Here is a 26,128-nt window from a genome sequence, read left to right on the forward strand (position 1 = left end):
CTGTACTCTCTCTTGTTACCCGCGGCCATGCCGCCAGTTGGCTCATACCTGGAGCCAGAATGTGACGGGGCCATCGTTCACCAGCGAAACCTGCATATCCGCAGCGAATCGTCCGGTTTGTGTATTCATGTCCTGTTGGCGACAACGCTCAACAAAGTACTCGTAAAGGGCTTCTGCGCGATCCGGTGCCGCGCCCTTCGAAAAACTCGGCCGCATGCCGCGTTCGGTATCCGCAGCCAGCGTAAACTGGGAAACCACCAGCACGCTGCCGCCCGCCTGCTGAACGTTCAGGTTCATCTTGCCTTCCGCATCGCTGAAAATGCGGTAGCCCAGCACGCGCTCACATAAGCGGTTGGCTTTTTGTTCGTCGTCATCCTTTTCGACACCCAGGAGCACCAAAAGTCCTGGGCCAATCTCACCCGTCACCTCATCCGCCACGGTGACGCTGGCACGGGTTACGCGCTGAATCAATGCAATCATGGTTGGTCTGCTTCTTGTTGTTTTTCAGCTTCTGCTGCTTTTTTGAGTTCGCGGTAGACCCCGAGAGTGACAGTTATTTCGGCGCCAAGCAAGACGATACACCACGTCCAGTAGACCCAGACAAACAAAATGGGGATCACCGCCAGCACGCCGTAAATCAGCTGATAAGAGGGGAACATGGTGATATAAAGCGCGAATCCTTTCTTGCCCAGCTCAAAGAGCAACGCCGCGACCAGCGCACCCACCACGGCATCCCGGTTGGGTACGCGCGTGGTTGGCACCACGCTGTAGAGCAGCCAGAACGAAAGCCACGATAAAATCAGCGGGAAGATACGCAGCACGTTATCGATCACGCTGTTTAAGTCTGTCGCCCAGCGCAGCGAAAGAAGGTAGGAACTGATCGCCAGGCTTGCCCCCGCCAGCAATGGGCCAAGGGTTAAAATCATCCAGTAGACGGCAAAGGAGTAAACCTTCGGGCGGACTTTTTTGCTCCGCCAGATGGTGTTGAGCGCACTGTCGATGGAGTACATCAGCAGCAGCGCGGTAACAATAAGCCCACACGCTCCCACCGCCGTCATCTTGCTGGAGTTTGCGACAAACTGTTCAATGTAGTTCTGGATCACATCGCCGGTGGCAGGAATAAAGTTCGCGAAAACAAAATGGCGAAGCTGCATGCTCACATCGGCAAACATCGGAAACGCCGAAAAAAGCGCAAAAATCACCGCCACCAGCGGCACCAGCGAGAGCAATGACACGTAAGCGAGATTGCCCGCCAGCGTGGTCATGTTGTCCTCGTCAATGCGATGCCAGAGGAGTTTCAGCCACGCCCTCAGCGGGCGCGTGTGGTGATTGGCTTTTTGATGAACGGTTTTTAGCATAACTGCTTCGCAAAGTAGTTCGGTATCGTCTCTTTTCCGGTCACCAGAATGGAGGTGATACCTAACTGATTAGCCCCTTCTATATTATCGGCGTTGTCGTCAAAAAAGACCGCATCCGCCGCCGTGAATCCTTCTTCCTGCAATACCGCCTGATAGATGCGCGCCTCAGGTTTACGCATCCCCATCTCCTGGGAGAGATACACTTTATCTGCCGCCGCGTGGATTTCCGGGTATTCATCCGGCCAGAAGGTGGTATGCAGGCGGTTGGTATTCGACAGGACGACGACGCGATGCCCCTGCTCGCGCAGCTTGTGCATGATGTCGATCACTTCGGGGCGGATCGCGACAAAAACCGCCTGCCAGCCGTGGGAAAACTGCTCGTAGCTTAACGAGAGACCCATTTCCTGACAGAAACGCTCTGCGAACGCTTCATCGCTGATCTCACCGCGCTCGTGCAGATGGAAAGTCTCACCCATCGCGAAATTCTGCTTTAACGTCGCCAGCGGAACACGGCTAAAATCGCTCCATGCACCTAGCACCCGGTTAAAATCGATATCGACGATTACATTTCCTAAGTCAAAGATATAAAGCATGTTTATCTCCTTTCGCCGTGGAAAAGTAACTGTAGCGGGAAAGAGAAACTTTAGCTATGCGCCAGATTCAGCTTAGAGAAAGGAAAGGCCCGAATCGCAATATCGGGCCATAAGAGGATCAGCCAGCCTGCTGCTCTTCTCCGGAATTGACTTCGACAACCTCAACCTTGCTGGATTTGAGGTGGTTTTGCAGCGCCGGGCCGGGCAGCTCATCGGTGAACAGCGCCGTCGCCTGCGCCACGTTGCCAATTTCAACCGCCGCGGAGGCGTGGTATTTCGTATGATCGGCCGCCAGTAAAATGTGACGGGAGTGAGCGATCATGGTTTTCACCACGCTGGCTTCGTTAACGTCAAATTCCATCATCGCGCCATCGTGCTCTATCGCCCCGACGCTGGTGACCAGGTAATCTGCGCGAAATCCTGACACGAACGCCGTTGCCGCAGGACCGATAATGCCGCCGTTATGCGGGCGCAGCGTACCGCCGGGCACCATCACCTCAAAGCGCGGATTCTTATAAAGAATGTGTGCCACCCTCAGGCTGTTAGTGATGATGCGCAGATGATTATGGTTAAGCAGTGCCCGGGCAACGTGCTCCACGGTCGTCCCGATGGTGATAAAAATGGTCGAACCGTCGGGAATATAGTCCGCAATCGCTTCGGCAATCGCCCGTTTCTCTTCGGTAAGCGAGACTTCACGCTGTTCGAACGCCGTGTTGACCACGCTGGATGCCCTGCCCGCGCCGCCGTGATGACGGGTGATCAGCCCCTGCTCGCTGAGCTTACGGATATCCCGGCGCACGGTTTGCGTGGAGACATCCAGCAGCTGCGCCAGTTCATCAATGTTCATATAGCCGCGATCGGCAATCAGCGTCAGCAGCTGATCGTGACGCGGGTTGCCGGTCAGTTCGGTAAGGCTCATGGGCTGTCCTCTGAAAACCATCACGCCCCGCATTTTATACAAAAAGTGACAAAAAAGAGCGGGTTTGATCACAGTCGGGTATACCCGCGCGCCCGCCGGGCTTTGTACATTTCAGTGCTGCGACGGCGCTGGCAAAACGCACGGCGTCTGCGGCGGGTAATTTCTGCCCCAGGCTGACCGCCAGCGCACCGTGGAACACGTCGCCCGCCCCGGTGGTATCAATGACGTTCACTTCAAAACCAGGCTGATGACATAGCGTGTCGTTTTCCAGCCAGAAACAGCCGTCTCGCCCCTGTGTGACATACACATGTCCATTTGTGAGCGTTTGTGCTTTTTTCAATGCGTTTTCGGTTTCATCCAGCTGCGTTAACCGCCGCAGTCCTGGCGCGGAGAAGGCCGCGTGGTCGCTTAAGGCAATCAGATCCGCGATGTCCTGCGGGGTGACATCCGCATCCAGCAGCGTCGGTACGCCCTGCTGGCGGGCCAGGGTAAATGCCTGTTTTGCCCCGTCATGCCAGCGCACGTCGGCTAAGACAATGTCCCACTGAGAGAAGTCGATTTCATGCAGCCAGTCTGCCGCCGCAGGGAGATCGGGGCTGGGGTAGTTGGCAATCACTCTTTCCCCACCTGCGTCCACCAGCACCGCCGATTGCGACGATCGGGCTCCCTTAACTATGCGCGTATAGCGGGTGTTCACCCCCAGGGATTCCAGCTCCGCAAGCAGTCGTCTGCCGGTATCGTCGTCCCCCACCCGACCAATAAAATCCACTTCCGCGCCCAGTTTTGCGGCTGCCACTGCCGCCGTTGCCGCCGGGCCGCCGCCCACTTCCGTATAGTCTTTTGCGACATATTTCCCACCTTCTTTCGGTAAATCATCGAGATACCAGATGCGATCCAGCACGGTAATGCCGACACAAACGATGCGAGTCATGGTGATTCCTTCTGCGATTTCTGATGCCTTCATTTTAATTTCACCAAATGTTTAAAAAGTGACCCGTGTCAATTTTTTGACTATAAATTACAAATACGATCAAAAACAGACACCACAAACGCGCAAAAATTGACACGATGTGACAGGAGAGAGGCATGTCAGCAATCGCATTTATCGGTTTAGGGCAGATGGGCGCGCCAATGGCGAAGAATCTGTTGAAGCAAGGTCATCAGCTTAACGTCTTTGACGTGAACCCGCAGGCGGTTCAGGCGCTGGTAGAGAGCGGCGCCCGGGCGGCGGGGACGCCAGCGCAGGCCGTAACGGAGGCCGAATTCGTCATTACCATGCTGCCAAACGGCGACCTGGTGCGCAGCGTGCTGTTCGGCGAGCACGGCGTATGCGAAGGGTTATCCCGCGACGCGCTGGTCATTGATATGTCCACCATTCACCCGCTGCAAACCGACGCACTGATCCGCGACATGGCTGAGCAAGGCTTCAGCCTGATGGACGTGCCCGTCGGACGCACCTCTGATCATGCCATCGCCGGTACGCTGCTCCTGCTGGCGGGCGGTACGGCGCAGCAGGTTGAGCGCGCCACCCCCGTTTTAATGGCGATGGGCAATGAACTGATTAACGCTGGCGGGCCGGGCATGGGCATCCGCGTGAAGCTCATCAATAACTACATGAGCATCGCCCTGAACGCCCTTTCCGCCGAGGCCGCCGTACTGTGCGAAGCGCTTGGCCTCTCCTTTGACGTGGCGCTCAAGGTGATGAGCGGCACGCCGGCGGGCAAAGGCCACTTCACGACATCCTGGCCGAACAAGGTGCTGAAAGGGGATCTTTCACCCGCCTTCATGATCGACCTTGCGCATAAGGATCTGGGGATCGCCCTCGACGTGGCCAACCAGCTCCACGTTCCGATGCCGCTGGGCGCGGCGTCCCGCGAAGTATACAACCAGGCACGCGCCGCCGGGCGCGGGCGCGAAGACTGGACGGCCATTCTTGAACAGGTTCGCGCATCTGCCGGGCTGAAAAAAACACACTGATACGAAAGGACTGAGGAATGACGATGTACACCCTGAAAGATATCACCCGACCTTCCGGCGGTTTTGCGATGCTGGCCGTGGATCAGCGCGAAGCGATGCGCCTGATGTTTGCTGCCGCAGGCGCGCCGGTGCCGGTAACCGACCAGCACCTGACGGATTTTAAAGTCAATGCGGCGAAAATTCTGTCGCCGTACGCCTCTGCGATCCTCGTCGACCAGCAGTTCTGCTACAGCCAGATTGTCGAGCAGCAGGCCGTGGCCAAAAGCTGCGCAATGATTGTCGCCGCCGACGAGTTTATCCCGGGGAACGGCATTCCGGTCGACAGCGTGGTGATCGACAAGAACGTTGACGCGCAGGCGGTCAAACGCGATGGCGGTAAGGCGCTGAAGCTGCTGGTGCTGTGGCGCAGCGATGAAGATCCGCAGCAGCGCCTGGAAATGGTGAAAGCGTTCAATACGCTGTGCCACGACAACGGACTGTTGAGCATTATCGAGCCGGTGGTGCGTCCCCCGCGCCTCGGCGCCGCGTTTGACCGCGAGCAGGCGATTATCGATGCGGCCAAAGAGCTGGGCGACAGCGGCGCCGACCTCTACAAAGTGGAAATGCCGCTGTTTGGTAAGGGCACACAGCACGAGCTACTGACGGCCTCGCAGAAGCTGAACGAGAACATCGCCATGCCGTGGGTGATCCTCTCCTCCGGCGTGGACGATAAGTTATTCCCGCGTGCCGTAAGCGTCGCCATGCAGGCGGGGGCATCGGGCTTTTTAGCCGGTCGCGCCGTCTGGTCATCGGTGATTGGCCTGCCGGACACCGAGATGATGCTGCGTGATATTTCCGTGCCAAAACTTCAGCGTCTGGGTGAGATCGTCGACGAAATGATGGCTCGCCGTTAAGAAAGGACCCGAACATGAAATGGTTTAACACCCTGAGCCATAACCGCTGGCTCGAACAAGAGACCGACCGCATTCTCGATTTCGGTAAAAACGCCGCCGTACCGACCGGCTTTGGCTGGCTGGGCAATAACGGGCAGGTGCGCAGCGATATGGGCACCCATCTGTGGATCACCGCCCGCATGCTGCACGTTTACGCGGTGGCGGCGAACATGGGGCGCCCCGGCGCGTACGCCCTGGTTGAGCACGGCATTAATGCCCTGAACGGTCCGCTGCGCGATAAACAGCACGGCGGCTGGTACGCCTGCGTAAACGATGAAGGCGTGATTGATGCGTCCAAGCAGGGCTATCAGCACTTCTTCGTCCTGCTGGGCGCGGCGAGCGCCGTCACCACCGGCCACCCGCAGGCACGCAAGCTGCTGGACGATGCCATCGAGGTGATTGAGCGCTACTTCTGGAGCGAACAGGAGCAGATGTGCCTGGAGTCCTGGGACGAAGCCTTCAGCAAGACGGAAGATTACCGCGGCGGTAACGCCAATATGCACGCCGTGGAAGCCTTCCTCATCGTCTATGACGTGACCCACGACCGGAAATGGCTCGACCGCGCCCTGCGCATCGCCTCGGTGATTATTCACGACGTGGCGCGCAAAGGGGAGTACCGCGTTAACGAGCATTTCGACACCAGCTGGAACCCGATCCGCGATTACAACATCGATAACCCTGCCCACCGCTTCCGCGCCTACGGCGGCACGCCGGGGCACTGGATCGAGTGGGGCCGCCTGATGCTGCACCTGCGTGCCGCGCTGGAAGCCCGCTTTGAAACCCCGCCGGAGTGGCTGCTGGAAGATGCGAAAGGCCTGTTTCACGCCACTATTCGCGACGCCTGGGCACCCGACGGGGCGGACGGCTTTGTCTACTCCGTGGGCTGGGACGGCAAGCCTATCGTGCGCGAACGCGTGCGCTGGCCAATCGTCGAGGCGATGGGCACGGCTTACGCGCTCTACACCGTCACCGGCGAGGCGCAGTACGAAGCCTGGTATCAGAAATGGTGGGATTACTGCATCAAGTACCTGATGGATTACGAAAACGGTTCATGGTGGCAGGAGCTGGACACCAATAACGAAGTGACCACCAAAGTCTGGGACGGCAAGCAGGATATTTACCACCTGCTGCACTGCCTGGTGATCCCCCGCCTGCCGCTGGCGCCGGGCTTAGCCCCTGCCGTAGCCGCCGGATTACTGGATAGCCTGGCCAAATAATAAAGACGGAGTTTTTATGCGTACCCTACACAATATTGACCTGAAAAATAACGAAAGTGGTTTCACCCTGCGCTGGCAGGACCGTCTGATTTTATCCCACTCTGCGGATGCCCCCTGCCTGTGGATCGGTGCAGGCGAAGCGGATATCGAGATGTTTCGCGGCAATTTCAGCATCAAAGACAAGCTTAACGAAAAGATTGCCCTGACGAACGCGACCGTCACGCAGCAAAGCGCGGGCTGGGCAATCCGCTTTACCCGCGGCGACGCGGTGAGCGCGACGCTGCTGGTGGGCGTGGATGGTGAGGGCCGTCTGGAGCTGAAGCTGAAAAATGACGCCGCCAGCCATAACCGCATCTGGCTGCGGCTGGCGGCTCAGCCTGACGATCATATCTACGGCTGCGGCGAGCAGTTCTCGTATTTCGATCTGCGCGGCAAGCCGTTCCCGCTGTGGACCAGCGAGCAGGGCGTGGGCCGCAATAAGCAGACCTACGTCACCTGGCAGGCCGACTGCAAAGAGAACGCGGGCGGCGACTACTACTGGACCTTCTTCCCACAGCCTACCTTCGTGAGCACCCAGAAGTACTACTGCCACGTGGATAACAGCTGTTATATGAACTTCGACTTCAGCGCGCCGGACTTCCACGAGCTGGCATTCTGGGAAGATAACGCCACGCTGCGCTTCGAATGCGCAGAAACCTACGTCGATCTGCTGGAAAAACTGACCGGCCTGCTGGGGCGTCAGCCTGAACTGCCGGACTGGGTTTACGACGGCGTGACGCTGGGTATTCAGGGCGGCACCGAGGTGTGTCAGCAGAAGCTCGACGCCATGCGCGAGGGCGGCGTGAAGGTAAACGGCATCTGGGCGCAGGACTGGTCCGGCATCCGGATGACCTCCTTTGGCAAACGCGTAATGTGGAACTGGAAGTGGAACAGCGCGCTCTATCCGCAGCTTGATGAGCGGATTGCGCAGTGGAAAGAGGAAGGCGTGCAGTTCCTCTCCTATATCAACCCTTACGTCGCCAGCGATAAAGATCTCTGCGAAGAGGCGTCGAAGCGCGGCTATCTGACCAAAGATGCCGACGGCAAGGATTACCACGTTGAGTTCGGCGAGTTCTACGCGGGCGTTATCGACCTGACTAACCCGGAAGCCTACAGCTGGTACAAAGAGGTGATCAAAAAGAACCTGATCGAACTGGGCTGCGGCGGCTGGATGGCCGATTTCGGGGAATATCTGCCGACCGATACCTTCCTGCACAACGGCGTGAGCGCGGAGATCATGCATAACGCCTGGCCTGCCCTGTGGGCGAAATGTAACTACGAAGCGCTGGAGGAGACCGGCAAGCTCGGGGAGATCCTGTTCTTCATGCGCGCGGGCTACACCGGCAGCCAGAAGCACTCTGTGATGATGTGGGCGGGGGATCAGAACGTCGACTGGAGCCTGGACGATGGTCTGGCGTCCGTCGTACCGGCGGCGCTGTCGCTGGCGATGACCGGGCACGGGCTGCACCACAGCGACATTGGCGGCTATACGACCCTCTTCGAGATGAAGCGCAGCAAAGAGCTGCTGCTGCGCTGGTGCGACTTCAGCGCCTTTACGCCGATGATGCGTACCCACGAGGGCAACCGCCCTGGCGACAACTGGCAGTTCGACGGCGACGCGGACACCATCGCCCACTTCGCGCGCATGACCACCGTCTTCACCACTCTGAAGCCGTACATCAAAGCTGCGGTAGCGCAGAACGCGAAGAGCGGCCTACCGGTGATGCGCCCGCTGTTCCTGCACTACGAGGACGACGCGCGCGCCTACACGCTGAAATACCAGTACCTGTTTGGCCGCGATCTGCTGGTGGCGCCGGTTCATGAAGAGGGACGCCGCGACTGGTCGCTCTATCTGCCGCAGGACACCTGGGTCAATGCGTGGACCGGGGAAACCTGCCAGGGCGGTGACATCACCGTTGATGCCCCGCTCGGCAAACCGCCGGTCTTCTATCGCCAGCAAAGCGAATGGGCAGATCTGTTTAGCACCTTACGTCATATCTGATAAGGCTCGCCCGCAGGGAAACCTGCGGGCAGACGGAGAACAATAATGAGTCAACATACTTCTGATCCGGCAACCCTGCGCCTGCCGTTTAAAGAAAAACTCGCCTACGGGATGGGCGATCTCGGCTCTAACATCCTGCTTGATATCGGCACGCTGTATCTGCTGAAGTTCTACACCGACGTGCTGGGTCTGCCTGGCACCTACGGCGGGATTATCTTCCTGATTGCGAAGTTTTTTACCGCCTTCACCGACATGGGCACCGGGATCATGCTCGATTCCCGGCGCAAGATCGGCCCGAAAGGGAAATTCCGCCCGTTCGTGCTGTATGCAGCCTTCCCGGTAACGTTGCTGGCGATTGCCAACTTCGTCGGCACACCGTTTGAAATCACCGGTAAAACGGTGATGGCGACGGTGCTGTTCATGCTGTACGGCCTGTTCTTCAGCATGATGAACTGCTCCTACGGCGCGATGGTGCCCGCCATTACCAAAAACCCGGACGAGCGTGCTTCGCTGGCCGCCTGGCGTCAGGGCGGCGCTACGCTGGGCCTGCTGCTCTGTACGGTGGGCTTTGTCCCGGTGATGAATCTCATTGAGGGCAATGACCAGCTAGGCTACATCTTTGCCGCCACCCTCTTCTCGCTGTTCGGGCTGTTCTTTATGTGGTGGTGCTATAAAGGCGTAACCGAGCGTTACGTCGAGACGCAGCCTGCTAACCCGGCGCAGAAACCGGGGCTGTTGCAGTCGTTTCGCGCCATCGCCGGGAACCGTCCGCTGTTTATCCTGTGCATCGCTAACCTGTGCACGCTGGGCGCCTTTAACGTCAAACTCGCCATTCAGGTCTACTACACGCAGTACGTGCTGAACGACCCGATCCTGCTGTCGTATATGGGCTTCTTCAGCATGGGCTGTATTTTTATCGGCGTCTTTATGATGCCCGGCGCGGTGCGGCGCTTCGGCAAGAAAAAGGTCTACATCAGCGGGCTGACGATTTGGGTGGCAGGCGATCTGCTTAACTACTTCTTCGGCGGCGGCTCGGTGAGCTTTGTGGCGTTCTCCTGCCTGGCGTTCTTCGGCTCCGCGTTCGTGAACAGCCTGAACTGGGCGCTGGTCTCCGATACCGTGGAGTACGGCGAGTGGCGCACCGGCGTGCGCTCCGAGGGGACGGTCTACACCGGCTTTACCTTCTTCCGTAAGGTATCCCAGGCGCTGGCGGGCTTCTTCCCGGGGATCATGCTCACGCAGATCGGCTATGTGCCCAACGTGGTGCAATCCGCCGGCACGGTTGAAGGGCTGCGGCAGCTGATATTTATCTATCCGAGCCTGCTGGCGGTCATCACCATCGTGGCGATGGGCTGCTTCTACAACCTTAACGAGAAGATGTATGTGCGCATCGTGGAAGAAATTGAGCTGCGCAAACGTACGGCATAAATGACGTGATTGAGCGCCCTGCGGGGCGCTTTGAGGATCGACCATGACACATAATACTGATCCGTTAACCCTGAAATTGAGCCTGCGAGAGAAGTGCGCCTACGGGATGGGCGATTTTGGCTCGAATCTGATGCTGTGTATTGGCACGCTGTATCTGCTGAAGTTCTACACCGATGAACTGGGCATGCCGGCGTTCTATGGCGGCATTATTTTCCTCGTCGCGAAGTTTTTCACCGCGTTTACCGACATGCTGACCGGGGTGCTGCTGGACTCCCGGCGTAACATCGGCGCGCGGGGGAAATTCCGGCCCTTCATTCTTTACGCCTCCGTGCCGGTGGCGCTGGTCGCGACGGCGCAGTTTATGGCCAACGACTTTAGCCTGACGGTCAAAACGGCCCTCGCCACCGTGCTCTTCATGATGTTTGGCCTCTGCTACAGCCTGATGAACTGCGCCTACGGTGCAATGGTTCCGGCCATCACCAAAAACCCGAACGAGCGCGCGCAGCTTGCGGCGTGGCGTCAGGGCGGCGCAACGGTAGGGCTGTTGCTCTGCACCGTCGGCTTTATGCCGATTCAGGCGCTGTTCGTCAGCCAGCCCTCACTCGGCTATCTGGTGGCCGCGCTGGTGTTCGTCACCGGGGGGCTGTTCTGCATGTGGTGGTGCTACAGCGGGGTGAAAGAGCGCTACGTCGAGCTTACGCCCGATCACCATAAGCCCGGCATTCTGAAATCGTTCTGCGCGATTTTCCGTAACCCGCCGCTGCTGGTGCTGTGCATCGCCAACCTGTGTACCCTCGCCGCGTTTAACATCAAGCTGGCGATTCAGGTCTATTACACCCAGTACGTGCTGAACGATCTGCATCTCCTGTCGTGGATGGGCTTTTTCAGCATGGGCTGCATTCTGATTGGCGTGTTTCTGGTGCCTGGCGCGGTGAAGCGCTTTGGCAAGAAACCGGTCTATCTGGGCGGGCTGACGCTGTGGGCGGTGGGCGACGTACTGAACTTCGTCTGGGGGACCAGTTCCCTGCTGTTCGTGCTCTTTTCCTGCATGGCCTTTTTCGGCACCGCGTTTGTGAACAGCCTGAACTGGGCGCTGGTGCCGGATACGGTTGATTACGGCGAGTGGAAAACCGGGATCCGCGCCGAAGGGTCGGTGTATACCGGCTATACCTTCTCGCGCAAAATCTCCGCGGCGCTGGCCGGTTTTCTGCCCGGTATCATGCTGACCCAGATTGGCTACATCCCGCATGCCGTGCAGAGCGCGGGCACGCTGCTGGGGTTGCGTCAGCTTATTTTCCTCTGGCCGTGCGGCCTGGCGATCGTTGCCGCCGTGACCATGGGGCTGTTTTATAAACTCAACGAAGCGCGCTTCGCCTTTATTATCGAGGAGATTGGAAAACGGAAAAAACAGACAGCAAATACCCCTGAGATAACCACCAACAATAAAGCGTCAGCAGTCACTTTATAACAATAAATCCGGCCACTATGTCCTTCCTGTTTATCAGGAGGGAGGCCTTTCTGTACCTGATACATGGACAAATTATGAAAAGAATCATTACTGTACTGATCGTGTCGTCTGTGTCCTGCCCGGTTTTTGCCGGGGCCTATGTCGAAACGCGCGAAGCCTACAACACCGCCTCTGAGCTGCACGAAGTGATCCTGCGTGCAGGCTATAACTTCGATATGGGCGCGGGACTGATGTTCACCAACGCTTATAACGTGGGGAAATGGGACGAACTGAAACACAGCTATAACGAAATCGAGGGGTGGTATCCACTCTTCAAACCGACCGACAAACTGACCTTCCAGCCCGGCGGCTTGATTAATGACAGCAGCGCAGGATCAGGTGGCGCGGTTTATTTAGATACTAACTATAAATTTACGGACTGGTTTAATCTGACGTTCCGCTATCGCTATAACCATAACAATTATGATACGCCGGACTATAACGGGCAGATGGATAAGAACGACACACATGAATTTGCCAACTACTGGAATTTCAAAGTGACGGATGCGTTTTTCTACACCTTTGAGCCGCACTTTTTCCAGCGGGTGAATGATTACCACAGCAAAAATGGCAAAGATCATCACTGGGAAATTACTAACAAGTTCAGCTATAAAATCGACAGAAACTGGCTGCCGTATCTTGAGCTACAGTGGCTGGACCGATGGAATGATTACAACCGCGAGCAGTACCGGATCCGGTTAGGGTTGCGGTATTCGTTCTAATAAAAAAGCCGCTGATCGCTCAGCGGCTTTTTCGTTGCCGGGTGGCGCTTGCGCTTACCCGGCCTACGGCATAACCGAATTAGTCTTCTTTCGCACCGCGCATTGCACGTTTACGATCGTTCTCGGTCAGGTGACGTTTACGGATACGAATTGACTGAGGCGTCACTTCGACCAGTTCGTCATCATCGATGAATTCCAGAGCCTGCTCCAGCGTCATCTTGATCGGTGGAACCAGAACCGTTGCTTCGTCAGTACCGGACGCACGCATGTTGGTCAGTTTCTTACCGGTCAGGCAGTTTACCGTCAGGTCGTTAGAACGGCTGTGAATACCGATGATCTGGCCTTCGTAAACTTCAGCACCGTGGCCCAGGAACAGCTTACCGCGATCCTGCAAACCGAACAGCGCAAACGCAACCGCTTTACCCTGACCGTTGGAGATCAGTACACCGTTGTTACGCTGGCCCACTTCGCCCGGACGAACGTCGTCGTAGTGGCTGAAGGTGGAGTACAGCAGACCGGTACCGGAAGTCATGGTCATGAACTCAGAACGGAAGCCGATCAGGCCACGGCTTGGGATCACGTAGTCGAGACGTACGCGGCCTTTGCCATCTGGATTCATGTTTTTCAGGTCGCCTTTACGCTCACCCAGTGCCTGCATCACAGAACCCTGGTGCTGCTCTTCAACATCCAGCGTTACGTTTTCGAATGGCTCTTGTTTACGTCCATCGATTTCGCGGAAGATAACTTTCGGACGGGAAACCGCCATCTCGAAACCTTCACGACGCATGTTCTCAATCAGAACAGACAGGTGCAGCTCACCACGACCCGAAACGCGGAATGCATCAGCGTCTTCGGTTTCTTCAACGCGCAGCGCAACGTTGTGCACCAGCTCTTTGTTCAGGCGGTCAAGGATCTGACGAGAGGTAACGAACTTACCTTCTTTACCACAGAACGGAGAGGTGTTGACGTTGAAGAACATGGATACGGTTGGTTCATCAACGGACAGGGCTGGCAGCGCTTCGACGTTCTGCGGATCGCAGATGGTGTCGGAGATGTTCAGTTCACCCAGACCGGTGATGGCGATGATGTCGCCCGCTTCAGCGATGTCGCTCTCGATACGCTCAAGACCCAGGTGAGTCAGAACTTTACCGACTTTACCGTTACGGGTTTTGCCTTCGCTATCGATGATAGTGACCTGCTGGTTAGGCTTCACTTTACCGCGCTTGATACGACCAATGCCGATTACGCCAACGTAGTTGTTGTAGTCGAGCTGAGAGATCTGCATTTGCAGGGTGCCTTCCAGGTCAACGTTTGGCGCAGGAACGCGGTCAACAATCGTCTGGTACAGCGGAGTCATGTCTTCCGCCATGTCTTCGTGATCCAGACCGGCGATACCGTTCAGCGCAGACGCATAAACGATAGGGAAGTCCAGCTGTTCGTCGGTCGCGTCGAGGTTAACGAACAGGTCGAAGACCTGGTCAACAACCCAGTCAGGACGCGCGCCAGGACGGTCAACCTTGTTGATCACAACGATAGGTTTCAGGCCGTGGGCAAATGCTTTTTTGGTCACGAAGCGCGTTTGCGGCATAGGGCCATCAAATGCGTCAACCACCAGCAGCACGGAATCCACCATGGACATCACGCGCTCAACTTCACCACCGAAGTCGGCGTGCCCTGGGGTATCAACGATGTTGATACGGTAGTCATTCCATTTGATAGCGGTGTTTTTGGCGAGGATGGTAATCCCACGCTCTTTCTCCAAATCGTTGGAGTCCATCACACGCTCTTGAGTTTCGGCACGAGCATCAAACGTACCGGACTGCTGTAGCAGCTTATCAACCAGGGTAGTTTTACCATGGTCGACGTGCGCGATGATGGCGATATTACGCAATTTTTCGATCACAACTTTGCCTCAGGCATTTAGAAATAGCGCGTTATTGTACACGGATTAATCGCACTACAAAACAGGATCACAAACATCCCCCGCAAACAAGTATTGCAGAGATGCTTTGTGATCGCTTTCACGGAGCGGTAAAAGGGCACTTTAACGTAAATTGCACCAATATGGTGCTCGATGTTCACACAGAAGCACTATAATGGTGCAACAAATCCAATGTGGTGCAGCCCTTCTGCACTATGGTGCGCATGATAACGCCTTTTTGGGGTGTTTTAAAAGTTGGCACAGATTTCGCTTTACAGAAATACAGTAAAAATATGGCAGCCCAGCCGATTTGAAGACCTCGTTACCACGACGACAATGACCAATCTGGAGAGTTAAGTATGTCCGCTGAACACGTTTTGACGATGCTGAACGAACATGAAGTGAAGTTTGTTGATCTGCGCTTCACCGATACCAAAGGTAAAGAACAGCACGTCACGATCCCTGCTCATCAGGTGAACGCCGAATTCTTTGAAGAAGGCAAAATGTTTGACGGCTCCTCCATTGGCGGCTGGAAAGGCATTAACGAATCCGACATGGTTCTGATGCCAGATGCAACCACTGCGCTCATTGACCCGTTCTACGAAGAACCTACGCTGATCATCCGCTGCGATATCCTGGAACCTGGCACGCTGCAAGGCTATGACCGTGACCCACGCTCCATCGCAAAACGCGCTGAAGAGTACCTGCGTTCTACCGGTATCGCAGACACCGTTCTGTTCGGGCCTGAGCCAGAGTTCTTCCTGTTCGATGACATCCGTTTTGGTGCTTCCATTTCTGGTTCCCACGTCGCTATCGATGACATCGAAGGCGCATGGAACTCTTCCACCAAATACGAAGGTGGTAACAAAGGTCACCGTCCGGGCGTGAAAGGCGGTTACTTCCCGGTTCCTCCGGTCGATTCTTCACAGGACATCCGTTCTACCATGTGTCTGATCATGGAAGAGATGGGCCTGGTTGTTGAAGCGCACCACCACGAAGTGGCAACGGCTGGCCAGAATGAAATCGCAACCCGCTTCAACACCATGACCAAAAAAGCGGATGAGATTCAGATCTACAAATACGTTGTGCACAACGTTGCGCACCGTTTCGGTAAAACCGCGACCTTCATGCCAAAACCCATGTTCGGCGACAACGGTTCCGGTATGCACTGCCACATGTCCCTGTCCAAGAACGGCACCAACCTGTTCTCTGGCGACAAATACGCGGGTCTGTCTGAGCAGGCGCTGCACTACATCGGCGGTGTTATCAAACACGCTAAAGCGATCAACGCCCTGGCGAACCCGACCACCAACTCCTACAAGCGTCTGGTCCCAGGCTACGAAGCACCGGTGATGCTGGCGTACTCTGCCCGTAACCGTTCTGCTTCTATCCGTATCCCGGTGGTGGCGTCTCCGAAAGCGCGTCGTATCGAAGTGCGCTTCCCGGACCCGGCGGCTAACCCATACCTGTGCTTCGCAGCACTGCTGATGGCCGGTCTGGACGGTATCAAGAACAAGATCCACCCGGGCGAAGCCATGGACAAAAACCTGTACGACCTGCCGCCAGAAGAAGCGAAAGAGATCCCACAGGTTGCCGGCTCGCTGGAAGAAGCCCTGCAAGCGCTGGACGCAGACCGTGAGTTCCTGACCGCTGGCGGCGTGTTCACCGATGAAGCGATCGACGCTTACATCGCGCTGCGTACCGAAGAAAACGACCGCGTTCGCATGACGCCGCACCCGGTTGAGTTCGAACTGTACTACAGCGTTTAATTGATTTGTTTTACCCGGCGCATACGCGTCGGGAGTAGTTGCCGTGGAAACTTTAGCCCATCTTCGGATGGGCTTTTTTCTCCACCAACAACCTGATCTCACGCGCTTTTTACCTCTAAAACGCTATACTGCACTAAAATAGTGCAACGACTCCAGGAGACTGCTGAATGGCAACTGGCACGCTGCCCGATGCTGGGCAGATCCTCAATTCTTTGATTAACAGTATCTTGCTGGTCGACGACGAACTGGCGGTGCATTACGCCAACCCGGCGGCGCAGCAGCTGCTCGCTCAAAGCGCCCGTAAACTGTTTGGCACGCCGCTGCCTGAACTGCTGAGCTATTTCTCGCTGAATATTGGTCTGATGCAGGAGAGTTTGCAGGCGGGTCAGGGCTTCACCGATAACGAAGTGACGCTGGTGATTGACGGACGCTCGCATATTTTGTCCCTCACCGCACAGCGCCTGCCAGATGGCATGATTCTGCTGGAAATGGCGCCGATGGATAACCAGCGTCGTCTCAGCCAGGAGCAGCTACAGCATGCTCAGCAGATTGCGGCGCGCGACCTGGTACGCGGGCTGGCTCATGAAATTAAAAACCCGCTGGGTGGCTTACGCGGTGCGGCACAGCTTTTGACCAAAGCGCTGCCTGACCCTGCCCTGGCGGAGTATACCAACGTCATTATCGAGCAGGCGGACCGTCTGCGTAATCTGGTCGATCGCCTGCTCGGGCCGCAGCAGCCGGGGATGCATGTTTCAGAAAGCATTCACAAGGTCGCGGAGCGGGTGGTGAAACTCGTCTCTATGGAGCTGCCGGATAACGTCACGCTGGTGCGTGATTACGACCCAAGCCTGCCGGAGCTGGCGCACGATCCAGACCAGATTGAACAGGTGCTGTTGAACATTGTGCGTAACGCGTTGCAGGCGCTGGGCCCGGAGGGTGGCGAAATTATTCTGCGTACCCGCACCGCATTCCAGCTGACGCTGCACGGCGTGCGTTATCGTCTGGCGGCACGTATTGATGTGGAAGATAACGGGCCGGGGATCCCGCCGCATCTCCAGGACACCCTGTTCTACCCGATGGTCAGCGGTCGCGAAGGCGGCACCGGGCTGGGGTTATCCATAGCCCGTAATTTGATTGACCAACACTCCGGCAAAATTGAATTTACCAGTTGGCCGGGACATACCGAGTTTTCGGTTTTCCTGCCGATTAAAAAATAAAGGTGACGTTTATGCAACGAGGGATAGTCTGGGTAGTCGATGACGATAGCTCCATCCGTTGGGTGCTTGAACGCGCGCTCACAGGAGCGGGATTAAGCTGCACGACGTTTGAGAGCGGCAGCGAAGTGCTCGACGCACTCACCACCAAAACGCCGGACGTTCTGCTCTCGGATATTCGCATGCCGGGCATGGACGGACTGGCGCTCTTAAAGCAGATCAAACAGCGCCACCCCATGCTTCCGGTCATCATAATGACCGCCCACTCCGACCTGGATGCCGCCGTTAGCGCCTACCAGCAGGGGGCGTTTGATTACCTGCCAAAACCGTTTGATATCGACGAAGCCGTTGCCCTGGTCGAACGCGCCATCAGCCACTATCAGGAGCAACAGCAGCCCCGCCACGCGCCGGATTTCGGGCCTACGACGGACATCATCGGTGAAGCGCCAGCCATGCAGGACGTGTTTCGCATCATCGGGCGTCTGTCGCGCTCGTCTATCAGCGTCTTGATTAACGGTGAATCAGGGACCGGTAAAGAGCTGGTCGCGCACGCCCTGCATCGCCACAGCCCGCGGGCGAAAGCGCCCTTTATCGCCCTGAACATGGCGGCGATCCCCAAAGATTTGATTGAATCTGAGCTGTTCGGCCACGAAAAAGGGGCGTTTACCGGGGCAAATACCATTCGTCAGGGACGCTTTGAACAGGCTGACGGCGGAACGCTATTCCTGGATGAAATCGGCGATATGCCGCTGGATGTTCAGACCCGACTGCTGCGCGTGCTGGCAGATGGCCAGTTTTACCGCGTGGGCGGCTATGCGCCGGTGAAGGTGGACGTGCGTATTATTGCCGCGACGCACCAGAACCTGGAGCTGCGCGTGCAGGAGGGGAAATTCCGTGAGGATTTATTCCATCGTCTGAACGTGATCCGCGTCCACCTCCCGCCGCTGCGCGAGCGTCGGGAAGATATCCCGCGTCTGGCGCGCCATTTCCTGCAAGTGGCGGCCCGCGAGCTGGGCGTGGAAGCCAAGCAGCTTCATCCGGAAACGGATGCCGCCCTCACCCGTCTGGCGTGGCCGGGCAACGTGCGTCAGCTGGAAAACACCTGTCGCTGGCTGACCGTAATGGCCGCCGGACAGGAAGTGTTGATTCAGGATCTCCCCGCCGAGCTGTTTGAAGCCACCGTGCCCGAAAGCACCGCCGGACATGCGCTGCCGGACAGCTGGGCGACGCTGCTGGCGCAGTGGGCAGATCGCGCGCTGCGTTCCGGTCATCAAAATCTGCTCTCCGAAGCGCAGCCTGAGATGGAGCGCACGCTGTTGACTACCGCGCTTCGTCATACCCAGGGCCACAAACAGGAAGCGGCTCGCCTGTTGGGATGGGGTCGAAACACCCTGACGCGCAAGCTGAAAGAGCTGGGAATGGAGTGATCTTACTCCGCTGTGTAAAGGTTACTAATTGAGCGCAAAGTGCCGTTATTTTGCGCTTTACTGTTCCGATGAGTTTTGTATGATCGTGCCCGGAAACAGGGGGGAGCATCATGCTGGAATCATTAGTGACTTTGCTTTCGAGCGGAGCAGCAGAAAGCCACACGCCACAAACTGCCGTTGCGGCGGTATTGTGTGCGGCACTGGTTGGGCTGTTTAGCTAACGAGCTGTCGATGAAAAGCCGGGTGGCGCTTCGCTTACCCGGCCTACATCTCGCACTTAAGTAGGCCGGGTAAGGCAAAGCCGCCACCCGGCATTACAGCTCAAATCACCCGCGAGAACTGCTGTAAACGCGCCTTCTGACGCAGATAGGCATCGAAGCACATGCAGATATTACGAATCAACAGACGTCCTTTCGGCGTGACGACAACCGCACTCTCCGACACATCCACCAGCCCGTCTTTCGCCAGCGGCGCCAGAAGCTTCAGGTCTTCGGCAAAGTAATCGCTGAATTGCAGATCCCATTGCGACTCCACCTCGCGAAATTCGAGACGGAAGTTGCAGATAAGCGCCTTAATCACGTCCCGACGGATGCAGTCGTCGCGCGTTAGCGCAATGCCGCGCCACAGCGCGTTGCCGGTTTCGTCTATCTGCTGATAGTACAGCTTCAGCTCTTTCTGATTCTGGGCGTAGAAGTCGCCAATCATGCTGATGGCGGAGACGCCCATTCCGAGCAGATCGGTATCGCCCTGGGTGGTGTAGCCCTGGAAGTTACGGTGGAGAACACCTTCGCGCTGGGCAATCGCCAGCTCATCGTCAGGGCGGGCAAAGTGATCCATTCCGATAAACTGATAGCCGGTTTCGGTCAGCGAGGCGATGGTCTCCTGCAAAATGTCCAGCTTCTGCTGGGCGGAAGGCAGATCCGCATCTTTGATTTTGCGCTGAGCGGCGAACAGCGTCGGCAGGTGCGCATAGTTAAAGACGCTCAGACGGTCCGGGTTAAGCTCAGCCACGCGTTTAAGCGTGTAGGCGAAGCTCTCCGGCGTCTGCTTCGGCAGGCCGTAAATCAGGTCTATATTCGTTGAGGTAAAGCCGATTTCACGCGCATGGTTGAGTAAGGCAAAGATAAACGCTTCGTCCTGCTCGCGGTTTACCAGGCGCTGTACTTCTTTGTTGAAGTCCTGTACGCCCATACTCAGGCGGTTGAAACCTTCGGCGCGTAAATGATCCAGCACATCCAGCTCGATTTCACGCGGATCGACCTCGATCGAAATTTCGGCGTCGTCGTTAAAACTAAAATTGCCGCGCAGCAGCGCCATCAGGCGGCTGATCTGCGCTTTATTCAGATAAGTTGGCGTACCACCGCCCCAGTGAAGTTGGCTGACGTGACGCCCTTTAAACAGCGGTGCGCGGTGCAGAATTTCCTGTTCGAGCGCATCGAGGTATTGATCGGCTTTGTGCTGCTGGCGGGTAACGATTTTATTGCAGCCGCAGAAGTAGCAGAGCTTATGGCAGAACGGAATATGGACGTAGAGCGACAGCGGGCGCTCGGGATAGCGCGCCACAGCTTGCTGAAAATCCGCCTCGCCGAAAGCGTCAGAAAACTCCAGCGCGGTGGGGTATGAGGTATAACGCGGCCCGGAATAGTTATATTTCTGGATCAGGGCCAAATCCCAGTCGATAGATGGTACAGACATGCTCACTCCTTCCGTTGGTGTCGCGTTCGTATACGGCGGCCCGTTCTGGTCCCGTTGCGGGACATCATTCGGGTGCGCAGCCACTTCTGTCGCCGCGACAACCGCCGTAGTTTAACGAATAACCACACCAGATAACATATAACCGGAAGGGTTATAAGCAGGACGAGTGTACCTGCCGGGTGCAAATGTTAGTTTCCACCTTTCAGCAGACGCATCATATCTTCCTGCTTTTCATCTTCCTCTTCGTCTTCTTCATCATCGTAGGACAGACCCAGCTTCTGCATCAGTTCATCAATGCGGTCCAGTTTGGCGTCCACCCAGGACTGCTCTTCAGCGGTCAGGGTTTCACCCTCTTCAAGACGTTCCAGCAGCGCATCCAGGCGCTCATCGTTCTCCAGCATATCCAGCTCAGCCTGCGGTGAAAGCATAGGTTTCTCGCTCTTTGGTTTGTGCTGCTTAGTGACCGGCGTGTCTGTCACGCCCAGTGGAATGGGAGTTTTACTGCCGATACGAGGATCTTTCTGCTGTTTGCCTTTTGCAGAAGCGCCTGCGGCACCGCCACCGTTAGCACGGCTACCCGCAGCATGGCCACGATGTTTTTTATCGCGTTTGCGATCGCGCGCTTCCTGATTCAGTTCTTCGCGCGTTTTGCGGCGTGCTTTTGCAGGGCGTTTCACGCCCGCAGCGGAGGTCGGTTTTTTCATGATGTTTTATCTTTAAGTCGTTTTCTTCAGTATAGAATTGCGGCGAAATCTAGCAGAAAGCAAGCAAAGAAAAAAGGCGACAGAGCAATCTGTCGCCTTTTTTCCTGACTCACAACCCTTAACGGGTCAGACATTCCCTGTTTGCCTGCAACAAACCCTGTTTATCCCTTGGCTACTACCGTCCGTGATACGGTTCCGTTTCCTGTTAAAAACGCCTCCAGGCGCCGGTCGTCCTGACAATCCTGAGTCTTCGCCTCCTGGCGCTCCTGACCCTTATCCTTAAGTCGTTATCCTGTTGGCATCCTCGCCCTGGCACACACTTTACCTTGTTCCCTTAAACTAACAAGCTATGAAAAGGTACAAAACCGGATTTTCAGATAATTACTCATTAATAACTCTTTGAATTTTAATATTTTGAGTTTTTTAGCGCCTGCGATTTCTCTTAAATTTCTCATACGCTTTAGGGCAGATCTCTTACATTCCGTAGGGCTTTCACTTACATGTCAATGACGAAGGGAAAAGCCTTTTGCCCGCATTCAGGTATAATCCCCGCAGATTACGATTTTTGGAGACGACCACGTGACTACCTGGAACTACCAACAGACGCATTTTGTCACCAGTGCGCCCGATATTCGCCACCTGCCCTCAGACACAGGGATTGAAGTGGCATTTGCTGGCCGCTCCAATGCGGGAAAATCCAGTGCCCTGAATACGCTCACCAATCAGAAAAACCTGGCGCGTACCTCGAAAACACCTGGCCGTACTCAGCTGATTAACCTGTTTGAAGTGGCTGAAGGCAAACGCCTGGTCGATTTACCGGGCTACGGTTACGCGCAGGTACCGGAAGAGATGAAGATCAAATGGCAGCGTGCGCTGGGCGAATACCTGGAAAAACGCATGTGTCTGAAAGGTCTGGTGGTGCTGATGGATATTCGTCATCCGCTAAAAGATCTCGACCAGCAGATGATTGACTGGGCGGTGGCAAGCGATATTGCGGTGCTGGTGCTGCTGACAAAAGCGGATAAGCTGGCAAGCGGCGCGCGCAAGGCGCAGGTGAACAAGGTTCGTGAAGCGGTGCTGGCATTCAACGGTGATGTACAGGTTGAACCGTTCTCCTCGCTGAAAAAGCAGGGCGTGGATAAACTGCGACAGAAGCTCGACAGCTGGTTTAACGATCTGGAACCGGCGACTGAAGCGGAAGCAGAGTAACAACAGGCGCGGCGATGACCGCGCTTTTTTTCGCCTGAAACTTTCTTTGCCGCAATAAAAAACGCCCCAGTCATTACTGACTGGGGCGGCTAAAATATTCAGCCAAATCCGATTACGTGAAGTAAAAGGTCTGAAAGATAGAACATCTTACCTCTGTACCCTACGTCGTTAACTCTACTCTTTTTTTATCGCTGGACAAAGCACTTTTTGTAGTTTTTTTTCATTCTTTACATAGGGAATTCTAATGATCGTCACAAAACGCGCGTACTTATGTTGCTTACTTACATAAAACGCGCGTTATTCCGATAACCCTTAGTGAGCCTGATCCCAGTTTTCGCCGCTACCCACTTCCACCAGCAATGGTACGTCCAGCTTCATGCTGTTTTCCATCAGTTCATGGATCTTCTGAGAGACCGTCTCCAGATCGTCTTTATGAACTTCAAAGACCAGTTCATCGTGTACCTGCATGATCATTTTCACGCGCGGTTTCTCTTTTTCGAGCCAGGCATCGACGGCAATCATTGCGCGTTTAATGATGTCCGCCGCAGTGCCCTGCATAGGGGCGTTGATCGCAGCACGTTCAGCACCAGCCCGGCGCGCGGCGTTGCTGGATTTGATGTCCGGAAGGTAGAGACGACGGCCATCCAGCGTTTCAACGTAGCCTTTCTCTTTCGCCTGTGCGCGGGTACGTTCCATATATTCCAGCACGCCCGGATACCGCTCGAAGTAGAGATCCATATACTTCTGCGACTCTTTACGCGGGATATTGAGCTGGCGTGAAAGACCAAAGGCACTCATGCCGTAAATCAGACCGAAGTTGATCGCTTTTGCACTACGACGCTGCTCGTTTGTCACGCTCTCCAGCGGCAGCCCAAACACTTCGGCAGCGGTTGCCCGGTGGATGTCCTTCCCTTCGGCAAAGGCCGTCAGCAGGCCTTTGTCGCGTGACAGGTGCGCCATAATACGCAGTTCGATTTGCGAGTAGTCCGCGGAGACAATCAGATAATCCTCTGGCGCAATGAAAGCCTGGCGAATACGGCGGCCCTCTTCATTACGCACCGGAATGTTCTGAAGGTTAGGATCGGTTGACGAAAGTCGCCCGGTCGCCGCCACAGCCTGGTGATAGGAGGTGTGCACGCGGCCCGTTTTCGGGTTGATCATCAACGGCAGTTTGTCGGTATAGGTCGATTTCAGCTTAGCCAGACCACGGTATTGCAGAATAACTTTTGGCAGCGGATAGTCCAACGCCAGCTCTTCCAGCACCTCTTCAGACGTTGAAGGGGCGCCACCCGGGGTTTTCTTCAGCGGCTTGATACCCTGTTTTTCAAACAGGATGGTTTGCAGCTGTTTCGGTGAAGACAGGTTAAATGCCTCGCCAGCAAGCTCATGAGCTTTCTGTTCAAGCTCGGTCAGGCGCTGCGCCAGCTCACCAGAGTGGTTATGCAGCACCGTTGGGTCGATTTTAACGCCATTGCGCTCAATGCGGGACAGCACAGGCACCAGCGGCATCTCAATGTTCTGGAACACATTCAGCGGCCCTTCGTGCTTCTGCAATTTCGGCCACATTTTGAGATGCAGCTGTAGCGTGACGTCAGCGTCTTCCGCGGCGTAGCGGCCTGCTTCTTCCAGCGCGATCTGGTTAAAGGTCAGCTGATTTTTGCCCTTACCGGCAATTTCTTCAAAGGTGATGGTTTTGTGTTTCAGCCAACGATCGGATAAGGAATCCATATCATGGCGGCCCGCCACGCTGTCCAGAATGTAAGATTCCAGCATGGTGTCGAAAGCGATACCACGCAGCTCAATGCCGTAGTTTTGCAGAATACCGCGGTCGTACTTCAGGTTTTGCCCAACCTTCAGCACTTTCTCATCTTCCAGAATCGGCTTCAGCAGTTCTAAGGCGCGCTCGCGGGAGATTTGCTCCGGCGCATCCAGATAGTCGTGAGCCACCGGAACATAGGCTGCAATACCCGGCTCCGTTGCGAATGACAGGCCCACCATATTAGCCGTAATGTTATCAAGGCTGTCCGTTTCGGTATCGAAAGCAAATACTGGCGCTTTTTTCAGCTTTTCAATCCAGGCGATGAGCCGTGACTCTTCAAGGATGGTTTCATAGTTGTCGAAGGAGAGCGCTACCGCCTCTTCTTCTGCCTGCTCTTCGGCATTGACAACGATGGTCTCTTTCGGCTTCGCCGCAGGTTTAGCCCCTTTCGCCTGAAGCCATTTCCCGGCTTCAACATCCGCGGTCCAGCGTTTAAATTCGTATTTTCTGAACAGGCCAAGCAGTTCGGCGGCGGCGGGTTCCTGCACTTCCAGCTGCTCGCAGGTAAGCTCCAGCTCTACGTCAGTTTTGATGGTGGCCAACTGATAGGAGAGATAAGCCACCTCTTTGTTATCGGCGAGCTTTCCGGCCATGGTTTTTGCGCCACGGAAGGTAAGACCGGCAATTTTGTCGGGTTCTGCATACAGCGTATCCAGCCCGCCCAGCCCTTGCAGCAGCGCCTGAGCTGTTTTTTCGCCTACGCCCGGTACGCCAGGAATGTTATCCGAGGAATCGCCCATCAGGGCGAGGAAATCAATAATGAGCTCTGGCGGCACGCCATATTTGGCGACCACTTCTTCCGGGCCAAGAATGGTGTTTGTCATGGTGTTGATCAGCGTGATCCCGGGCGTTACCAGCTGCGCCATGTCTTTATCACCGGTACTGATCAGAACCGGGCGGCCTGCTTTTTCCGCTTCGCGCGCCAGGGTACCAATTACGTCATCAGCTTCAACGCCTGAGACCGCCAGCAGTGGCAGCCCCATCGCTTTCACCATAGCGTGCAACGGTTCAATTTGCGCACGCAGATCGTCAGGCATAGGGGGACGGTGAGATTTGTAATGCTCAAATAATTCATCGCGGAAGGTTTTACCCTTCGCATCAAACACCACGGCCGCATGGGTTGGGTGGTATTGCAGAATCAGGCTGCGAAGCATATTCAGCACGCCGTACATTGCGCCGGTAGGTTCCCCTGCGCTGTTGGTCAGAGGAGGAAACGCATGATACGCCCGATACAGGTAAGAAGAGCCATCGACGAGTATAAGTGGGTTTTCTGGGATCTGAACCATAATGTCCGTGCCTTTTATGAATTTATGGGTAAAGGATGCCACAGAAGGATGAAAACATCAGGTTTTAGCGCTTTATACAGAAAAAGATTTTGCGATCGGGAAGATCGCTCGCAAAACAAAACTGTGGATAAGTTTGTGCATATTTTTAATACAGGTGAATAACAGCTTTATAAAAGTGATACTGAAAACTTATTTATATAATAAAATCAAAGCATTGCTATAAGATCACTTAAGATCGCGCTTCACTGATGTTTATTTAGTCTATGTGGATATAAGACTTAAGCACTCTGTCTATATGCAAAAATTCGCTGCCTGGCAGGAAAAGCCGCAGCCTCCTGGTGTGAAACTGCCCTGGTCTGAGCGAATTTCTGATAAGATCGGCGCCCAGCA

The 26,128-nt window shown here is 55.6% G+C and carries 22 protein-coding genes; 12 read left to right on the forward strand and 10 right to left on the reverse strand.

What is annotated here, in order from left to right; all coding sequences use genetic code 11:
- Nucleotides 1-42: 42 nt before the first annotated feature.
- The 5 genes from dtd to O1721_RS03340 all read right to left on the reverse strand — a co-directional run bounded on the left by dtd (nucleotide 43) and on the right by O1721_RS03340 (nucleotide 3,801).
- On the reverse strand, nucleotides 43-480 hold the full coding sequence (dtd, locus tag O1721_RS03320) for a D-aminoacyl-tRNA deacylase (RefSeq protein WP_015569909.1): 438 nt from the start codon (nucleotides 478-480) through the stop codon (nucleotides 43-45).
- Complete coding sequence (locus O1721_RS03325; protein ID WP_003861949.1) at nucleotides 477-1,358, reverse strand: virulence factor BrkB family protein; 882 nt, start codon at nucleotides 1,356-1,358, stop codon at nucleotides 477-479. The genes dtd and O1721_RS03325 overlap by 4 nt, the downstream gene beginning before the upstream one ends.
- Nucleotides 1,352-1,951: a glucose-1-phosphatase gene (yihX, locus tag O1721_RS03330; protein ID WP_032649898.1), complete on the reverse strand. Its 600-nt coding sequence runs from the start codon at nucleotides 1,949-1,951 to the stop codon at nucleotides 1,352-1,354. Before yihX ends, O1721_RS03325 begins: the two co-directional genes overlap by 7 nt.
- A 118-nt stretch (nucleotides 1,952-2,069) precedes the next feature.
- Nucleotides 2,070-2,870, reverse strand: a complete 801-nt coding sequence (locus O1721_RS03335; RefSeq protein ID WP_003861944.1) for a DeoR/GlpR family DNA-binding transcription regulator — start codon at nucleotides 2,868-2,870, stop codon at nucleotides 2,070-2,072.
- A gap of 34 nt (nucleotides 2,871-2,904) precedes the next feature.
- A complete protein-coding gene (locus O1721_RS03340; RefSeq protein WP_023304652.1) occupies nucleotides 2,905-3,801 on the reverse strand; it encodes a sugar kinase in 897 nt (298 codons plus the stop codon).
- A 155-nt stretch (nucleotides 3,802-3,956) separates the two neighbouring features.
- On the opposite strand from O1721_RS03340, the gene yihU reads away from it, so the two are divergent.
- From yihU to ompL, 7 genes are all read left to right on the forward strand, one after another.
- A complete protein-coding gene (gene yihU, locus O1721_RS03345) occupies nucleotides 3,957-4,847 on the forward strand; it encodes a sulfolactaldehyde 3-reductase (protein WP_032649900.1) in 891 nt (296 codons plus the stop codon).
- A 17-nt stretch (nucleotides 4,848-4,864) separates the two neighbouring features.
- Nucleotides 4,865-5,740, forward strand: a complete 876-nt coding sequence (gene yihT, locus O1721_RS03350) for a sulfofructosephosphate aldolase (protein WP_032649901.1) — start codon at nucleotides 4,865-4,867, stop codon at nucleotides 5,738-5,740.
- Nucleotides 5,741-5,754: 14 nt separating this feature from the next.
- The gene (gene yihS / locus O1721_RS03355; protein WP_023295642.1) at nucleotides 5,755-6,996 is read left to right on the forward strand and encodes a sulfoquinovose isomerase; all 1,242 of its coding nucleotides are present in this window, start codon (nucleotides 5,755-5,757) and stop codon (nucleotides 6,994-6,996) included.
- 16 nt (nucleotides 6,997-7,012) lie between these two features.
- The gene (locus tag O1721_RS03360) at nucleotides 7,013-9,037 is read left to right on the forward strand and encodes an alpha-glucosidase (RefSeq protein WP_032649904.1); all 2,025 of its coding nucleotides are present in this window, start codon (nucleotides 7,013-7,015) and stop codon (nucleotides 9,035-9,037) included.
- Between the two features lie 45 nt (nucleotides 9,038-9,082).
- Entirely contained in the window at nucleotides 9,083-10,465 is a 1,383-nt protein-coding gene (locus O1721_RS03365) for an MFS transporter (RefSeq protein ID WP_006808723.1), read from the forward strand.
- A 43-nt stretch (nucleotides 10,466-10,508) separates the two neighbouring features.
- Nucleotides 10,509-11,933, forward strand: coding sequence for an MFS transporter (locus tag O1721_RS03370; RefSeq protein ID WP_017694044.1), 1,425 nt, complete (start codon nucleotides 10,509-10,511; stop codon nucleotides 11,931-11,933).
- A 74-nt stretch (nucleotides 11,934-12,007) separates the two neighbouring features.
- Nucleotides 12,008-12,694 (forward strand): porin OmpL, encoded by a 687-nt coding sequence (gene ompL / locus O1721_RS03375; protein ID WP_003861929.1) that lies wholly within the window; start codon nucleotides 12,008-12,010, stop codon nucleotides 12,692-12,694.
- 79 nt (nucleotides 12,695-12,773) lie between these two features.
- Here ompL and typA read toward each other — a convergent pair whose 3' ends face one another.
- Nucleotides 12,774-14,597 (reverse strand): ribosome-dependent GTPase TypA, encoded by a 1,824-nt coding sequence (gene typA / locus O1721_RS03380; protein WP_003861927.1) that lies wholly within the window; start codon nucleotides 14,595-14,597, stop codon nucleotides 12,774-12,776.
- 377 nt (nucleotides 14,598-14,974) lie between these two features.
- Between typA and glnA the strand changes: the two genes are divergently transcribed.
- The 4 genes from glnA to O1721_RS03400 all read left to right on the forward strand — a co-directional run bounded on the left by glnA (nucleotide 14,975) and on the right by O1721_RS03400 (nucleotide 19,246).
- A complete protein-coding gene (gene glnA, locus O1721_RS03385; RefSeq protein ID WP_003861925.1) occupies nucleotides 14,975-16,384 on the forward strand; it encodes a glutamate--ammonia ligase in 1,410 nt (469 codons plus the stop codon).
- A gap of 167 nt (nucleotides 16,385-16,551) precedes the next feature.
- Entirely contained in the window at nucleotides 16,552-17,601 is a 1,050-nt protein-coding gene (gene glnL, locus O1721_RS03390; protein ID WP_003861923.1) for a nitrogen regulation protein NR(II), read from the forward strand.
- A gap of 11 nt (nucleotides 17,602-17,612) precedes the next feature.
- A complete protein-coding gene (gene glnG / locus O1721_RS03395) occupies nucleotides 17,613-19,025 on the forward strand; it encodes a nitrogen regulation protein NR(I) (protein ID WP_003861919.1) in 1,413 nt (470 codons plus the stop codon).
- A gap of 110 nt (nucleotides 19,026-19,135) precedes the next feature.
- Nucleotides 19,136-19,246 (forward strand): YshB family small membrane protein, encoded by a 111-nt coding sequence (locus tag O1721_RS03400; RefSeq protein ID WP_017382667.1) that lies wholly within the window; start codon nucleotides 19,136-19,138, stop codon nucleotides 19,244-19,246.
- A gap of 100 nt (nucleotides 19,247-19,346) precedes the next feature.
- On the opposite strand, the gene hemN is transcribed toward O1721_RS03400, so the two are convergent.
- Nucleotides 19,347-20,720: an oxygen-independent coproporphyrinogen III oxidase gene (gene hemN, locus O1721_RS03405; RefSeq protein ID WP_032649908.1), complete on the reverse strand. Its 1,374-nt coding sequence runs from the start codon at nucleotides 20,718-20,720 to the stop codon at nucleotides 19,347-19,349.
- A 188-nt stretch (nucleotides 20,721-20,908) separates the two neighbouring features.
- Nucleotides 20,909-21,424: a Der GTPase-activating protein YihI gene (yihI, locus tag O1721_RS03410; RefSeq protein WP_015569898.1), complete on the reverse strand. Its 516-nt coding sequence runs from the start codon at nucleotides 21,422-21,424 to the stop codon at nucleotides 20,909-20,911.
- A 579-nt stretch (nucleotides 21,425-22,003) separates the two neighbouring features.
- On the opposite strand from yihI, the gene yihA reads away from it, so the two are divergent.
- A complete protein-coding gene (gene yihA, locus O1721_RS03415; protein WP_003861913.1) occupies nucleotides 22,004-22,633 on the forward strand; it encodes a ribosome biogenesis GTP-binding protein YihA/YsxC in 630 nt (209 codons plus the stop codon).
- A 98-nt stretch (nucleotides 22,634-22,731) separates the two neighbouring features.
- Here yihA and spfP read toward each other — a convergent pair whose 3' ends face one another.
- Nucleotides 22,732-22,779: a small protein SpfP gene (gene spfP / locus O1721_RS03420; RefSeq protein WP_071892919.1), complete on the reverse strand. Its 48-nt coding sequence runs from the start codon at nucleotides 22,777-22,779 to the stop codon at nucleotides 22,732-22,734.
- A gap of 166 nt (nucleotides 22,780-22,945) precedes the next feature.
- Nucleotides 22,946-25,738 carry a DNA polymerase I gene (gene polA / locus O1721_RS03425; protein WP_017382666.1) on the reverse strand — a complete coding sequence of 931 codons (2,793 nt, stop codon included), beginning with the start codon at nucleotides 25,736-25,738 and terminating at the stop codon, nucleotides 22,946-22,948.
- Nucleotides 25,739-26,128 lie beyond the last annotated feature (390 nt).

Source organism: Enterobacter cloacae complex sp. HYC033_NIDB, from assembly GCF_056673335.1.

Coding starts and splice junctions, on each gene's coding strand:
- dtd (WP_015569909.1), bottom strand. CDS start 480: ATGATTGCATTGATTCAGCGCGTAACCCGTGCCAGCGTCACCGTGGCG.
- O1721_RS03325 (WP_003861949.1), bottom strand. CDS start 1,358: ATGCTAAAAACCGTTCATCAAAAAGCCAATCACCACACGCGCCCGCTG.
- yihX (WP_032649898.1), bottom strand. CDS start 1,951: ATGCTTTATATCTTTGACTTAGGAAATGTAATCGTCGATATCGATTTT.
- O1721_RS03335 (WP_003861944.1), bottom strand. CDS start 2,870: ATGAGCCTTACCGAACTGACCGGCAACCCGCGTCACGATCAGCTGCTG.
- O1721_RS03340 (WP_023304652.1), bottom strand. CDS start 3,801: ATGACTCGCATCGTTTGTGTCGGCATTACCGTGCTGGATCGCATCTGG.
- yihU (WP_032649900.1), top strand. CDS start 3,957: ATGTCAGCAATCGCATTTATCGGTTTAGGGCAGATGGGCGCGCCAATG.
- yihT (WP_032649901.1), top strand. CDS start 4,865: ATGACGATGTACACCCTGAAAGATATCACCCGACCTTCCGGCGGTTTT.
- yihS (WP_023295642.1), top strand. CDS start 5,755: ATGAAATGGTTTAACACCCTGAGCCATAACCGCTGGCTCGAACAAGAG.
- O1721_RS03360 (WP_032649904.1), top strand. CDS start 7,013: ATGCGTACCCTACACAATATTGACCTGAAAAATAACGAAAGTGGTTTC.
- O1721_RS03365 (WP_006808723.1), top strand. CDS start 9,083: ATGAGTCAACATACTTCTGATCCGGCAACCCTGCGCCTGCCGTTTAAA.
- O1721_RS03370 (WP_017694044.1), top strand. CDS start 10,509: ATGACACATAATACTGATCCGTTAACCCTGAAATTGAGCCTGCGAGAG.
- ompL (WP_003861929.1), top strand. CDS start 12,008: ATGAAAAGAATCATTACTGTACTGATCGTGTCGTCTGTGTCCTGCCCG.
- glnA (WP_003861925.1), top strand. CDS start 14,975: ATGTCCGCTGAACACGTTTTGACGATGCTGAACGAACATGAAGTGAAG.
- glnL (WP_003861923.1), top strand. CDS start 16,552: ATGGCAACTGGCACGCTGCCCGATGCTGGGCAGATCCTCAATTCTTTG.
- glnG (WP_003861919.1), top strand. CDS start 17,613: ATGCAACGAGGGATAGTCTGGGTAGTCGATGACGATAGCTCCATCCGT.
- O1721_RS03400 (WP_017382667.1), top strand. CDS start 19,136: ATGCTGGAATCATTAGTGACTTTGCTTTCGAGCGGAGCAGCAGAAAGC.
- hemN (WP_032649908.1), bottom strand. CDS start 20,720: ATGTCTGTACCATCTATCGACTGGGATTTGGCCCTGATCCAGAAATAT.
- yihI (WP_015569898.1), bottom strand. CDS start 21,424: ATGAAAAAACCGACCTCCGCTGCGGGCGTGAAACGCCCTGCAAAAGCA.
- polA (WP_017382666.1), bottom strand. CDS start 25,738: ATGGTTCAGATCCCAGAAAACCCACTTATACTCGTCGATGGCTCTTCT.